Here is a 12,670-nt window from a genome sequence, read left to right on the forward strand (position 1 = left end):
TGAAATTTTGACAGCTTTTAGAACAATGTGTGAACTCAGATTGACAAAAACCACCTCCAACTTTATATTTATTTAAGTGAATTAGATTGCGGAAGTTGTCTAAACAGCTAGGATTTCACGCAGTAGGTCGTTTTTTTTTGCCATCACGGCCGAAGCGAAAACGTCAAAAGTGGGGTTGATTGATGATGAATCGGTGGCACGTTCTAAAACGGCTCATGCCGCTTCTTGCCGGGATGGTGTTGCTGCTGTCAGCATGCGGACGAGCTGACCTGTCGACACTAAGACCGCAAGGGCCAGTAGCCGAAGAACAATTCGGACTAATGAAACTGTCCATCACGATCATGATTTTGGTTGTCATTGTCGTGTTTGCAATCGCGCTCTACGTAATTATTCGATTCCGCCGTCGCCCAGGCGACAAAACGGTTCCGGTCCAGGTGGAGGGCAACCATAAGCTCGAGATCATTTGGACGGTCATTCCGATTATCCTGCTGATCATCCTCGGCGTACCGACGATCAAGACAGTGTTTAATCTTGCGGAAGATTACACCAAAGATCCAAATGCGGTACAGGTTAAAGTAACAGCTCACCAGTACTGGTGGGAGTTCGAGTATCCTACATACGGCATTAAGACAGCGCAAGAGTTGCTTATTCCGAACGACGCGATTATTTCCGTGGAAGCGAAGACGGCAGACGTTCTTCACTCGTTCTGGATTCCATCGCTGGCAGGTAAAGTAGATACAAATCCTGGCGGCAACGTCAACATTATGTACTTTGAAGCTCCGAATACCGGCGTCTACTTAGGTAAGTGTGCCGAGCTATGTGGACCTTCCCACTCCTTAATGGACTTTAAGGTTAAAGTTGTAGACCGCGCATCGTTCGAACGGTGGGTAGCCGCACAGAAATCTCCGGTAGCGCTTCCGTCGGATCCGGAAATCGCAGAAGTATTGACAACACAATGTTTGTCTTGCCATGCAGTTGGCGCTAACGGTGGACAATTGTATCCGAACCTGACAGGTATGGGCAGCCGCGAATCGGTGGCTGGTATTCTGATCAATACGGATCAACCACAGTATGAGAATGAAGGCTCGGTTGAAGACAACTTGAAGAAATGGATCAAAGACCCGCAAGCCGTTAAACCGGGTACATTGATGCCACAAGTACCTTTGTCCGACCAACAACTGGATGCGATCGCGAAGTATTTGGCGGATCTGAAGCTTAATTATTAATACTGGCGGATTAAGGGGGTACCTACTTTGGCTCATGGACATGCGGTCAAGCGGTACAGCGGTCTGATGGACTGGCTGACAACGGTTGACCATAAAAAAATAGGCATTCTGTATTTGCTTTCGGGCGGCTTCTTCTTCTTGGTCGGTGGATTAGAAGCGTTATTGATCCGGATTCAGCTATGGAAGCCGCTCAATGACTTCGTTAGTGCCGATACATACAACGAGTTGCTCACCATGCACGGTACGACAATGATCTTCTTGGCAGCGATGCCATTATTGTTCGCATTAATGAATGCGATTGTTCCACTCCAGATCGGTGCACGCGACGTTGCGTTCCCTTTCGTGAACGCACTCGGTTTCTGGACCTTCTTCTTTGGCGGCGTTCTGTTGAACGTCAGTTGGTTTACGGGCGGTGCGCCTGATGCCGGTTGGACATCATACGCCCCTCTTGCTACGACTACTTTCAGCAGCGATCACGGTGTCGATTACTATGTACTCGGTCTTCAGATCGCGGGTATCGGTACGCTGGTAGGCGGTATCAACTTCCTGGCTACCATCATTAACATGCGTGCTCCAGGCATGAGCTTCATGCGGATGCCGATGTTTACATGGACGGCGTTCATTACGTCGGCGCTGATCCTGTTCGCTTTCCCTGCACTGACCGTAGGTCTGGTAGCATTGATGTTTGACCGTTTGTTCAGCGGTAACTTCTTCGAAGTTTCCAACGGCGGTAACGCTGTTCTGTGGGAGCATATCTTCTGGATCTTCGGTCACCCGGAAGTTTACATTCTGATCTTGCCTGCATTCGGCGTGATTTCCGAGGTTATCAGTACGTTCTCGCGTAAGCGCCTGTTCGGTTACAGCTCCATGGTCTTCGCAACCGTGCTGATCGGTTTCCTCGGCTTCATGGTTTGGGCCCACCACATGTTCACGGTTGGCTTAGGTCCTGTAGCGAATGCATTGTTCTCGATTGCAACGATGTTGATCGCGGTACCTACGGGTATCAAGATCTTCAACTGGCTGTTTACGATGTGGGGCGGCTCCATCCGCTATACAACGGCTAACCTGTTCGCGGTAGGTTTCGTACCTACATTCGTTATGGGTGGCGTAACGGGCGTCATGCTCGCGGCAGCGCCTGCCGACTTCCAGTATCATGACTCGTATTTCGTCGTTGCCCACTTCCACTACGTTATCGTTGGTGGTTTGATCCTGGGTATCTTCTCGGGCCTGTTCTACTGGTGGCCGAAGATGTTCGGTCGCATGCTGCATGAAGGTCTTGGCAAACTTTGCTTCTGGACATTCTTCATCGGCTTCCATCTGACATTCTTCGTACAGCATTTCCTTGGTCTGATGGGTATGCCTCGTCGGGTATGGCAGTACTTGGACGGACTCGGTTTTAATAACTTGAACTTGATCAGTACAATCGGCGCAATGCTGATGGGTGTTGGTACGATCGTCTTCTTGATCAACGTAGTCGTTACGGCATTCAAGCCTCGCGACGCTGCGAACGATCCATGGGAAGATGGCCGTACGCTGGAGTGGACGATCTCCTCGCCGGCACCAGAATATAACTTTGCTCAAACTCCTCTTGTACGCGGTTACGATGCATACTGGAAGGAGAAGATGGAAGGCAAGAAAGCTATGACACCGGCAGAGCCGCTTGGCCCGATTCATATGCCGTCGCCATCCATTCTGCCATTCCTTATGTCTGTCGGTCTGTTCATTGCAGGCTTCGGATTGATGTATCACCAGCATATCGTTACGATTGTGGGTCTTGCGATTACACTTGGCTGTATGCTGACTCGCTCGCTTATTGATGATCACGGCTTCCACATCGAACCTGAGGAGCTGCAAGACAAGGGGGTAAAAGCATGAGCGCATCGCATGTAGAAGGAAAACTGCCTCATGAGCCGGAGAAGGCAACGCTTGAAGGCCGCAATAAAGTATTGGGCTTCTGGTTGTTCCTCGGCGGCGAGACCGTATTGTTCGGTACCTTGTTCTCGGCATTCTTGGCGCTTCGCCATCAGGTGCTGGACGGCAACCCGACGTCGCAAGAGCTGTTCAAGCTCTCGACGGTCGCGATTGCAACTTTGATCCTTCTTGTATCCAGCTTGACGAGCGTCTTCGCGATTCAAGCGATGCATAAGAATCAAGTGAAGGCCATGTTGAACTGGCTGATCGTGACGGTCATCCTCGGATTTGGTTTCCTTGGTCTTGAGATTTACGAGTTCTATGAGTATGTGCATGAGGGTCATAAGTTCTCGACTAGCGCATTCAGTACCTCATTCTATACGCTTGTTGGGTTCCACGGCGCTCACGTGGCCTTCGGTGTTCTCTGGATTACGGGCCTCATCATCCAGATCGCAACGAAGAAGGGACTTACCGTTGTTACGGCGCCTAAAGTTTATGTCGCTGGTATGTACTGGCACTTTATCGACGTCGTTTGGGTTTTCATCTTCACCGTCGTTTATCTGATGGGAAAGGTGGGCTAATCAATGGCCAATCAGCATTCAACAACTGAGGAGCAGGGTAAGCGTCATCGCCATGAAGGTCCTCAGAAGCATATCGTCGCCTTTATTTTCTCGATCGTGCTGACGGTCATTGCCTTTGCATTGGTCGCAGCCGGCGAGATTAATGAATCGTTCATCTATATCATGTTGCTCGCAATGGCTGTACTTCAAGTATTCATTCAGATGTCGTTCTGGATGCATATGAAAGATCGAGGTCATCTGTTCGCGATAGTCGCTATCCTGTTCGGCGTGTTCGTCGTACTAACGATCGTCGTCATGGCTGAATTCTGGACTTGGTGGTAAAATCGAATGAAGAAGAGGGAGGTCTATTAGAGACCCCCTCTTTTGTCGTAAGTGAAGTTGCTTGTAGAAAGGGGAATCCATTATGCTAGGTCTGCAGTATTTCAGCTTTGAAGAGCAATGGAGTCCGATGTTTTTCTTCTTTATGGCTGCGCTAGTCATCCTTTATTTCTATATTGCAGGTCCTTGGAGAGAAAAGCATATACCGGAAGAACCTCCGGTGACGGCGATGCAGAAGACTTGGTTCGTGATCGGCGCGTTTCTTTTCTATATGGCTCAGGGCGGTCCGCTAGATTTGCTCGGCCATATGATGTTTACGTTCCATATGACGAACATGTCTATCTCGTATATCATTGTGCCTCCCATGATCTTGTTGGGCATTCCTGCTTTTATGTGGAGAGCGATGTTCGGGCATGCCTTCTGGCAGCGGCTGAGCCTCTTCATGCATCCGATTCTTACACTCGTGGCGTTCAATGTTTTGTTCTCCGTGTATCACTTGCCGCTTGTTCACGATTATGTCATGACGCATTTCGGGGTTCATCGACTGTTTTATTTGGTCCTGCTTATCTCGTCCTTCATGATGTGGTGGCAGATCGTCAATCCTGTGCCGGAATGGAAGCGGATTGCCGACGTGAAGAAAATGGCGTATATTTTTGCTAACGGGCTTCTGCTTACGCCTGCATGTGCGCTTATTATTTTTGCCAGTGCACCGATGTATGCGATTTATAGCGACCCGAACGTATGGGCGCAAGCGATGGGCTATTGCGTTGCCGGTGATCCGAGCACGCTGCTGTCTTCGTTCGAAGGCCCGGCGTTCTTCAATCTGATGGGGGCGCTTGAGGATCAACAGACCGGCGGCATCGTAATGAAGCTGGTTCAAGAATTTATGTACGGCGCGATATTAGCGTATGTGTTCCGTCAATGGTACAAGCGGGAGCATGGGGATACGGAGGATGATCTTCCCCCGGGTCCAGGTGCGATGGGGCCTGCTGGCGCCAACTGATATGTACTAAGCTGTAATCGAAGACTAGCTCAAGATTGATCAACGAATTGGTGGGATACTCGATGTCGATTTATACTATTTTTCCAACGATTAGTACAACCTTTATTGTCGTTAGCGCAATATGTGTCGCCATCGGATGGAGCCTTGCGATTCAACGTAAGCTGGACGCCCATAAGAAAGTGATGTTGGCTGCTGCGGTCTTCGCAGTGCTGTTCTTTATTATCTATTCGTCGCGGACGATATTCGTCGGCAATACGGAATGGGGCGGGCCAGACAGCCTGAAGCCGTACTATATGGTGTTCTTGACGTTCCATATTGTCTTGGCCACGGTAGCTGCCGTATTCGGTATTAGCACGCTTGTACTCGGTTACAAGGAGAAATACGCCAAGCACCGGAAGTGGGGGAGGATCACATCCGTCATCTGGTTCATAACGGCGATTACAGGCGTAGCCGTCTATGTGTTGTTGTACCTGATGTATCCAGGCGGTCATACCAAGCCGATGCTGGAAGTCATTTTCGGTTGGTAAAGATGCTTTTTGTCCCGTTCAAGTAGTGCTCGTCGAGCGCTGCTTTTTCTTTTTTAAAACGGAGAAACAATCGTACGAAGAGACGGTCTTTTCATGATAGTATAAAAGTAGATCGATCTTGGAGCAGCAGGGATAATAGGTCAGGTCACATTCTAAGGGGGCGGCAGAATTGATCATGCATGCGAAGCCGATTATTGTTGGAATTGCAGGTGGATCCGGCAGTGGGAAGACGACCTGGTGTGATCGTCTCGCGCAATCAATACCGGACTTGCCGATCAAGATCATTCACGAGGATCACTATTATTTCCGGACTCGGATGACATCATCAGCGCCGTATACGGACAAGGTGTATGAAGATTTCAACCATCCCGATTCGATCGATTTTCCGAAAATGATGGAGGACTTACTGCGGGCCGCCAATGATGCGGAGACGGAAGTCGTGCTGGTAGAAGGGATTTTAGTATTGGCCCATCCGCCTCTGAGAGAATGGCTTGATTTGAAGCTGTATGTGGAATGCCAAGCGGATGAACGTATCGTTCGGCGTATCGATCGTTTCATGAAGAAAGGCTTTGATTATCAAGATATTGTGACCGAATATGTAGATATCGTCCGGCATCGTCACGATGAATTCGTAGAGCCGTCCAAATGGCATGCGGACCTCATCCTGAATGGTTCAGGCGATCCGGATAAAAGCGTTCGCGTGGTTCAGGAATGGATCAAGCAAGCGCTGCGCAGCCGCAAATCGTTCGAGACCGTGAGGGATTTTAATGGCAAGCGGTGAGATCTAGCAGATAGGTTAAACGAGTCGAAGGATACCGTTAATGGAGCCTTCGGCTTTTTGCTGTTCCCTGTGAAGGGAATTATTTCCTTGAGAGGGATTGACGTGGGAACAACCTGTGCATATACTGTATATAAAGATATATACAGTAAACACAGTGATCACAGTAGATACACTGATTGTCAGTCACATCTACAACGTGTGCTTAATGGAGGGGAAGAAGATGTCTAGCTGGCAAGGAGCGCTTGTGCTTTTCCGGCATGAGATGCGCAGGTCTTGGGTTGGGATAGTCGTAACGATGGCCTTTTTCACCTATATCGCCTTCGCATTGATGTTGGTCATGGGTGAGACGATTGGGGAACAAGCGAGTGGTGAAACTTCGAATGAGGCATGGTTCATCGATTTCATGTTCCTTACCTTGCTCCCGAACATAGCCTTCACCATGAATCGGACGGCATTCAAGTACTGGAGCACGAATCCGTTTACGCGCAAGTTGGCTTACTGGCGCACGATGCCGATCAGTTTGGATTCGATCGTAATGGCACGAATGCTGCAACTTGTCGTCACTTTGGCGCTTGTAGGCATTTATTATTTTGCCATTCAATATGCCATGGTTGGCGAGCTGAGGGATATCCTCACCATTGGGCAGTATGTGTTATTCATCCTTCCATGGATGGGGTACGCGCTTCTAGTCTCATCCTTGTACATGTTCGCAGAACAGACGGTGAACGGGAAGATTTACATGGTCATTTGCATCCTCTGCATCGTGCTGTATGCGCTGCTTGTACTGGGCTTATGGTGGATTGACTTACAGCCGGTCTCGTTAACATTGCAGTGGGCGAAGGAGGGGAATGGTCTTCCGGCCATCGTGATGCTGATGGCAGGCGCTGCTGTACTGTTGGCAGCAGGGCACGTCGTACGTAACAAACTGCTTAAGAGAAGCTTGATTAATGCATAATCAATATAGGCTGCAAGCCATAGGAACGAATAGAAGAAGGTGTGCACGGTGTGGATTCCGATACAGATTAATGAACAAAGCGCAGAGCCGTTATACCACCAGATCGAAGTTCAGCTGCGCGCGCTGATCGTTAGCGGACAGTTGGCGGAAGGAACGCTGCTGCCCTCGATTAGGGAGCTTGCCCAGATGGTTAAGTGTTCCGTTATCACAGTAAGGCGGGTCTATCAGGACTTGGAGAATGAGGGTTTGCTGCGAACGAGACAAGGAACGGGAACCTTTGTTGCGAAGGTAGGCGAGGAGATGCGCGATAAACATCGGCGCAGCTCGGTAATTGAAGCATTCGAAGCCGCGGTGGATGCCGGGTTGCGAGTGCAATGTACGGACGCGGAGATGAGGGAGATGCTGGAATCAGTATTGGTTCGCAAACGCGATGAAGACAAGGGGGGCGGTTAGATGGAAGAGCTGGCGATTCGGGTAGAAGGAGTCGTGCAGAGACGGAAGCATTTTCAGCTGGGGCCGGTGCAGCTTCGCATACCGAAAGGTTATGTGACCGCACTAGTCGGGCCGAACGGTTCAGGCAAAAGCTCGTTGTTCCGTCTGCTGATGGATCTAAGCAAGCCAGATGAGGGAGAGATTGAAGTGTTCGGGCATCCGATCGGCTGCGATGATCTTCTGCTGAAGCAGCGAATCGGCTATGTACCGGATCAAGCCATCGATATCGAAGATCATTTGCGTGCGGAGGACAAAGCGAGTTTTGCAAGACACTGGTATCCAACCTGGGAGTTGAACCGGTATCAAGAGCTGCTGCGACGATTCGAAGTCGATCCTTCCATCAAGCTTGGCCGGATGTCTAAGGGGATGCGGCGCAAATTCGATATCGCGCTGGCAATGGCGCATCATCCTGACCTGTTGCTGCTTGATGAGCCGTCCTCTGGTCTGGACCCGATCGCTTGGAAGACGATGATCGATGTCATTCATCGGTATATGGAGCGCGGGGACCGTACGGTGCTGATGGCTTCCCATATCGTAGATGAGGTGAAACGATTGGCCGATTATATCGTATTCATCGTTCACGGCCGCGTACTCGGAATGTTCGAGAAGGATGCGCTGCTGGAATCTTGGTACACGCTATATATCGACGGAGCAGGACGGTCACTGGAGTGGAAGGCAATGCCGGGTTTTTATACCCAAGAAGCGGTGGGCAGCGGACAGTTCAAGGTTGTAACCGGCGATGTGGCTGAGGCAGAAGAATGGTGCGAGCGCGAAGGATTACGCATTGCAGGCAGACAGAAGTTGGAGCTTGACGATATCCTAGCCATCTTGATTGAGCAGGAACGGCTCCGTATGCAAGCTTAATGTCGGAGATTGACTAGACTTTCTTGAAAGGGGCCTATAGCAATGAATCCGTTGAAGGTAGAGCAGATTTTCAAGCAGTATGGTGACAAGACGGCCGTGAACGGCATCAGTTTTGAGGTGGCGGAGGGCGAGATATACGGGCTGCTTGGCGCCAATGGTGCCGGCAAGACGACGACGATGCGAATGGTGCTCGGCTTGATTTACCCGGATAGCGGGCAGATTCATTACCACGGCAAGCCGTACAGCGTGAAGCAATTGCAGGGACTTGGCTATTTGCCGGAGGAACGCGGTCTGTACCCGAAGGTGAAGGTCAGCGAGCAGATCATATACCTCGCTCAACTGCGCGGCATGAGCAAGAAGGACGCGGACCGCAACTTGAAGAGATGGCTTGATCGCTTCGGCGTGCCTGAGTATTACAACCAGAAGGTCGAGGAATTGTCGAAGGGGAATCAGCAGAAGATCCAGTTTATCGCCTCGGTGATCCATAGTCCGAAGATCGTTATTATGGACGAAGCATTCAGCGGTCTGGACCCGGTTAATGTCGAGCTATTGAAGGGTACAGTCAAGGAACTGCGCGATTCCGGAACGAGCATCCTGTTCTCGACGCACCGGATGGAGCATGTGGAGGAGTTATGCCGAAACATTACGATTTTGCACCGTTCCAATCCGGTTCTCCAAGGAAGCCTGAGAGCGATTAAGCAGCAGTTCCCGCGGGAACGCGTGATGCTCGGGACGGCGAATGAAGTGACGGGTCTAGAGTCCGTCGAAGGCGTGCTTAACGTGAAAAGGCACGAGAATGGCTATGAGATTCTGATCAATCAGGAATCGGCGAGCCGTCCGATTCTGGAATTGGCGATGCAGCAGACGAATATTCATCGCTTCGAGGTAATGGAACCGACGTTGAACGAAATATTTATCAAGACGGTAGGTGAGCGCCATGAATAGCAGCTTCTGGACGGTCGTAGGCTTCACGGTCAAGAATAAATTTAGAGGCAAAGCATTCCTCATCACGACGTTAATCATTGCACTCATTATTAGTATTGGGATCAATCTGCCTTACATTATCTCGCAGTTCACCAGCGGCGATGACGAAGCGAAGTCGATCGGTTATATCGCGCATCAGCAGCAAGACACGGACGAAGGGGCGTTCGGCGAGGCACGAATCGCTTCCATGCTGAGCAGCTACTATGAGGCGCAAGAGACACCCGACCTGAAGTTGGTACCAATTGCGGATACGGGCTCGGCCGAAGGCAACGAAGAGGCGCTGAAGCAAGCGATCGAGGCTGAGGCCGTTAAGGGCTACATTCAATTTACCCCGGGTACCGTATTGCCGTTCCCTGATGTCGTGTACAAATCAGAGAAACTGATGGATACGAATGTAACGCGATCCCTAGAGACGGCGCTGCAAGCAGTGAAGACAGAGGCTGTGCTTCAGAACTCCGGCATTAGCCAGGAGCAGCGTACGCTTCTCTTGTCAGAAGTTAATGTAAGTACGGTTCAGATTACGACATCTGAAGGCGCTGGCTCTGTCGGCCAAGGGAAGAGCGCTTCGGAACAAGCAATGGATATGGGACTTGTCTACGTTATTCTGATCTTACTCTTCATGGCGATCATGATTACGGGGCAGCTCATTGCGAGTGAGATTACAGCCGAGAAAAGTTCGCGCGTCATGGAGATTCTCATTACGAGCGTGTCGCCGCTGAAGAGCATGTTCGGCAAAATTTTCGGAATGTTCCTTGTCGGCTTAACGCAAGTACTCGTCTACGTCGGCATTATCGTGCTTAATATGGCGCTGCCGCACAATGCGGAACCGTTGTCGGATCTCAACATTCGTCTTGCCGATATCAATCCGGTCCTTCTCGTCTATGCACTGGTCTTCTATCTGGCGGGTTACTTCCTGTTTGCGACTTTGTTCGCCGCGGTAGGTTCCATTGTCAGCCGCACGGAAGATCTGGGGCAAGCGGTGCTGCCGATCACGATGATCTCGTTGGCTGGCTTCTACATTTGTATGTTCGGCGGCTTGAGCAATCCGGACTCCATGCTCATGAAGGTTGCCTCGCTCATTCCGCTCTTCTCGCCTTACGCCATGACGGTGCGGCTTGGGTTGTCTGATCCGGCTATGTGGGAAGTATGGACGTCTATCATTCTGCTCTTAATCGCCATTTATGTGGCGGGCTGGATCTCCGCTCGCATCTATCGCGCAGGGGTGTTGATGTACGGCAAGCGCCCATCTTTGAAAGAATTGCGTAAAGCGATGAAGGCGTATAAAGTCTAGCGCGCTATAGTAGGATAGAGATTTACCTGCAATTGTAGAATCAACAATATTCATGGGATGAAACACGGGAGGAATTAGGGTTATGAAATGGAGAACTTCGCTGTTATCGGTATTGTTGTCTGCTGGTATGCTTACGTCGGCGCTGTCTAGTGCAGCAGCTGCTCCTTCGCTGACGGTCCAAGTTGACGGCAAGCAGATCGAATTTGCCTCGCAACAGCCTGTCGTTGACAATGGTACGACGCTGGTACCCCTTGAATCCATTCTTAAGGCGCTGCAAGTAACGCTGGAGGAACAAACGAACGACGCCATCACCGTAAACGTAGATGGCAGACAGGTTACCATTACGGTACAGGCAAGAACGGTCGACGGGGTCTCGTATGTACCGGTTCGGCTTATCGGGGAGACAGTTGGCTTTGAAGTCAGATGGGATGCCGGCACGCGTGCAGTCATACTGACGGAGAAGGAAGCGAGCCGCGGTTTTCTGTGGGAAGTGAAGCATGATGGCAATACCGTTTACTTGGCCGGCTCCATGCATATTGCGGACAGCAGCTTTTATCCCCTTGCTCCAGCCTTTGAGGAAGCATTTGCAGAGGCGGATTACCTCGGGGTAGAGGTTGATGTGAGCAAAGCAACCGATCCTAAGGTTCAAGAACTAATCATGAATCTGGGTACCTATCAGGACGGCACGACGCTGAAGGATCATGTGTCGGCGGAGACCTATGCGATGCTTGGTGAAATTCTCACGCAGTACGGCTTGCAGCCCAATGCATTGGATGCTTATAAGCCATGGGTGGTCGAATCGACGCTGCTATCGCTTCAAGCGAGCGGTGCCGGGTACGAGAGCGCGACCGGGATCGATTTATATTTTGTTCAAAAGGCGTTGGAACGTAACATCCCGATCATTGAATTGGAATCTTACGAGTCCCAACTGAACATGTTCAACAATTTCTCTCCTGAACTGCAGGAGCTGACCCTGCAGGCTGCATTGAATGGATTCAATGAGATCGATGACAGCGTGGATCAGATGGCAGACATGTGGAAGAGCGGCGATGAAGAGGGATTGCTTGAGCTGACTGAAGCGATGGTCGTGAATGAAGAGTACAACAAGGCGATGCTTGTTGATCGGAACAAGCTGATGGCCGATAAGATCGATGGTTATCTCAAAGGTACCGAGAAGGCGGAATATCTGATCGTGGTCGGCGCAGCGCATTTCCTGGGCGAAGACGGGATCATTAAACTGCTCGAGGATAAAGGATATACCGTTACTCGTAAGTAAGCATACAGTCCATTACGCCGGCTCCTATGAAGGGGCCGGTTTTGCGTTAAATGAATTGGGATATATTGCAACTTGCAATGAACTCCTCAAAGGTGTATTCTATATCTCGTTGCCGCGAAAGACACTCACGGTTAACAAAAAGAATTTCAAAAACACTTGCAATGATCGCTTTGAATGTGTTATATTCTAATTCCGGCCGCGAGAGCGACACGGAAAAGCGATAAAGAACTGATGAATGCTGAACGTCTTATCAGTCGTTCAAATCAATCATCACTTGATGAATGCTGAACGTTCCTTGGATCGTTTAAGTCAATCATCACTTGATAAATGATGAACGACCTGTTGGTCGCTCAAATCAATTATCACTTGTTCCTTGAAAACTGAACAATGAGCGATATGTTTTATAGCTAGTTAAGTAATGAGCTAACAAGCTTCTTTACTTGATGGAATGCTGATCGACC

13 protein-coding genes are annotated in these 12,670 nt (G+C 50.1%); all 13 read left to right on the top strand.

From position 1 onward, the window contains the following. The first annotated feature begins 182 nt into the window (after nucleotides 1-182). The 13 genes from coxB to FHS18_RS32565 all read left to right on the top strand — a co-directional run bounded on the left by coxB (nucleotide 183) and on the right by FHS18_RS32565 (nucleotide 12,209). Nucleotides 183-1,226, top strand: a complete 1,044-nt coding sequence (gene coxB, locus FHS18_RS32505) for a cytochrome c oxidase subunit II (RefSeq protein ID WP_183604567.1) — start codon at nucleotides 183-185, stop codon at nucleotides 1,224-1,226. A 66-nt stretch (nucleotides 1,227-1,292) separates the two neighbouring features. Beyond that, a complete protein-coding gene (gene ctaD, locus FHS18_RS32510; RefSeq protein WP_183604583.1) occupies nucleotides 1,293-3,101 on the top strand; it encodes a cytochrome c oxidase subunit I in 1,809 nt (602 codons plus the stop codon). After that, nucleotides 3,098-3,718, top strand: coding sequence for a cytochrome (ubi)quinol oxidase subunit III (locus FHS18_RS32515; RefSeq protein ID WP_183604568.1), 621 nt, complete (start codon nucleotides 3,098-3,100; stop codon nucleotides 3,716-3,718). The genes ctaD and FHS18_RS32515 overlap by 4 nt, the downstream gene beginning before the upstream one ends. Before the next feature lie 3 nt (nucleotides 3,719-3,721). Next, the gene (locus tag FHS18_RS32520; protein WP_183604569.1) at nucleotides 3,722-4,039 is read left to right on the top strand and encodes a cytochrome C oxidase subunit IV family protein; all 318 of its coding nucleotides are present in this window, start codon (nucleotides 3,722-3,724) and stop codon (nucleotides 4,037-4,039) included. Nucleotides 4,040-4,121: 82 nt separating this feature from the next. Further along, on the top strand, nucleotides 4,122-5,039 hold the full coding sequence (gene ctaG / locus FHS18_RS32525; protein ID WP_183604570.1) for a cytochrome c oxidase assembly factor CtaG: 918 nt from the start codon (nucleotides 4,122-4,124) through the stop codon (nucleotides 5,037-5,039). Between the two features lie 62 nt (nucleotides 5,040-5,101). Then, the gene (locus tag FHS18_RS32530) at nucleotides 5,102-5,566 is read left to right on the top strand and encodes a DUF420 domain-containing protein (protein ID WP_183604571.1); all 465 of its coding nucleotides are present in this window, start codon (nucleotides 5,102-5,104) and stop codon (nucleotides 5,564-5,566) included. 175 nt (nucleotides 5,567-5,741) lie between these two features. Next, a complete protein-coding gene (locus FHS18_RS32535) occupies nucleotides 5,742-6,347 on the top strand; it encodes a uridine kinase family protein (protein ID WP_246428046.1) in 606 nt (201 codons plus the stop codon). Nucleotides 6,348-6,567: 220 nt separating this feature from the next. Beyond that, a complete protein-coding gene (locus FHS18_RS32540; protein WP_183604573.1) occupies nucleotides 6,568-7,302 on the top strand; it encodes a hypothetical protein in 735 nt (244 codons plus the stop codon). A 48-nt stretch (nucleotides 7,303-7,350) separates the two neighbouring features. Continuing rightward, a complete protein-coding gene (locus FHS18_RS32545; protein ID WP_183604574.1) occupies nucleotides 7,351-7,755 on the top strand; it encodes a GntR family transcriptional regulator in 405 nt (134 codons plus the stop codon). After that, the gene (locus FHS18_RS32550; RefSeq protein WP_183604575.1) at nucleotides 7,756-8,658 is read left to right on the top strand and encodes an ABC transporter ATP-binding protein; all 903 of its coding nucleotides are present in this window, start codon (nucleotides 7,756-7,758) and stop codon (nucleotides 8,656-8,658) included. Between the two features lie 42 nt (nucleotides 8,659-8,700). After that, nucleotides 8,701-9,603, top strand: a complete 903-nt coding sequence (locus FHS18_RS32555; protein WP_183604576.1) for an ABC transporter ATP-binding protein — start codon at nucleotides 8,701-8,703, stop codon at nucleotides 9,601-9,603. Next, nucleotides 9,596-10,933 (top strand): ABC transporter permease, encoded by a 1,338-nt coding sequence (locus FHS18_RS32560; protein ID WP_183604577.1) that lies wholly within the window; start codon nucleotides 9,596-9,598, stop codon nucleotides 10,931-10,933. Before FHS18_RS32555 ends, FHS18_RS32560 begins: the two co-directional genes overlap by 8 nt. A gap of 82 nt (nucleotides 10,934-11,015) precedes the next feature. Continuing rightward, on the top strand, nucleotides 11,016-12,209 hold the full coding sequence (locus FHS18_RS32565) for a TraB/GumN family protein (protein WP_183604578.1): 1,194 nt from the start codon (nucleotides 11,016-11,018) through the stop codon (nucleotides 12,207-12,209). Nucleotides 12,210-12,670: the final 461 nt, after the last annotated feature.

Origin of the sequence: Paenibacillus phyllosphaerae, from assembly GCF_014192105.1 — a bacterium.
In the GTDB taxonomy this organism is placed as follows: domain Bacteria; phylum Bacillota; class Bacilli; order Paenibacillales; family Paenibacillaceae; genus Paenibacillus_Z; species Paenibacillus_Z phyllosphaerae.

Coding starts and splice junctions, on each gene's coding strand:
- FHS18_RS32540 (WP_183604573.1), top strand. CDS start 6,568: ATGTCTAGCTGGCAAGGAGCGCTTGTGCTTTTCCGGCATGAGATGCGC.
- ctaG (WP_183604570.1), top strand. CDS start 4,122: ATGCTAGGTCTGCAGTATTTCAGCTTTGAAGAGCAATGGAGTCCGATG.
- FHS18_RS32560 (WP_183604577.1), top strand. CDS start 9,596: ATGAATAGCAGCTTCTGGACGGTCGTAGGCTTCACGGTCAAGAATAAA.
- FHS18_RS32520 (WP_183604569.1), top strand. CDS start 3,722: ATGGCCAATCAGCATTCAACAACTGAGGAGCAGGGTAAGCGTCATCGC.
- FHS18_RS32515 (WP_183604568.1), top strand. CDS start 3,098: ATGAGCGCATCGCATGTAGAAGGAAAACTGCCTCATGAGCCGGAGAAG.
- FHS18_RS32550 (WP_183604575.1), top strand. CDS start 7,756: ATGGAAGAGCTGGCGATTCGGGTAGAAGGAGTCGTGCAGAGACGGAAG.
- FHS18_RS32555 (WP_183604576.1), top strand. CDS start 8,701: ATGAATCCGTTGAAGGTAGAGCAGATTTTCAAGCAGTATGGTGACAAG.
- ctaD (WP_183604583.1), top strand. CDS start 1,293: ATGGACTGGCTGACAACGGTTGACCATAAAAAAATAGGCATTCTGTAT.
- coxB (WP_183604567.1), top strand. CDS start 183: ATGATGAATCGGTGGCACGTTCTAAAACGGCTCATGCCGCTTCTTGCC.
- FHS18_RS32530 (WP_183604571.1), top strand. CDS start 5,102: ATGTCGATTTATACTATTTTTCCAACGATTAGTACAACCTTTATTGTC.
- FHS18_RS32565 (WP_183604578.1), top strand. CDS start 11,016: ATGAAATGGAGAACTTCGCTGTTATCGGTATTGTTGTCTGCTGGTATG.
- FHS18_RS32535 (WP_246428046.1), top strand. CDS start 5,742: ATGCATGCGAAGCCGATTATTGTTGGAATTGCAGGTGGATCCGGCAGT.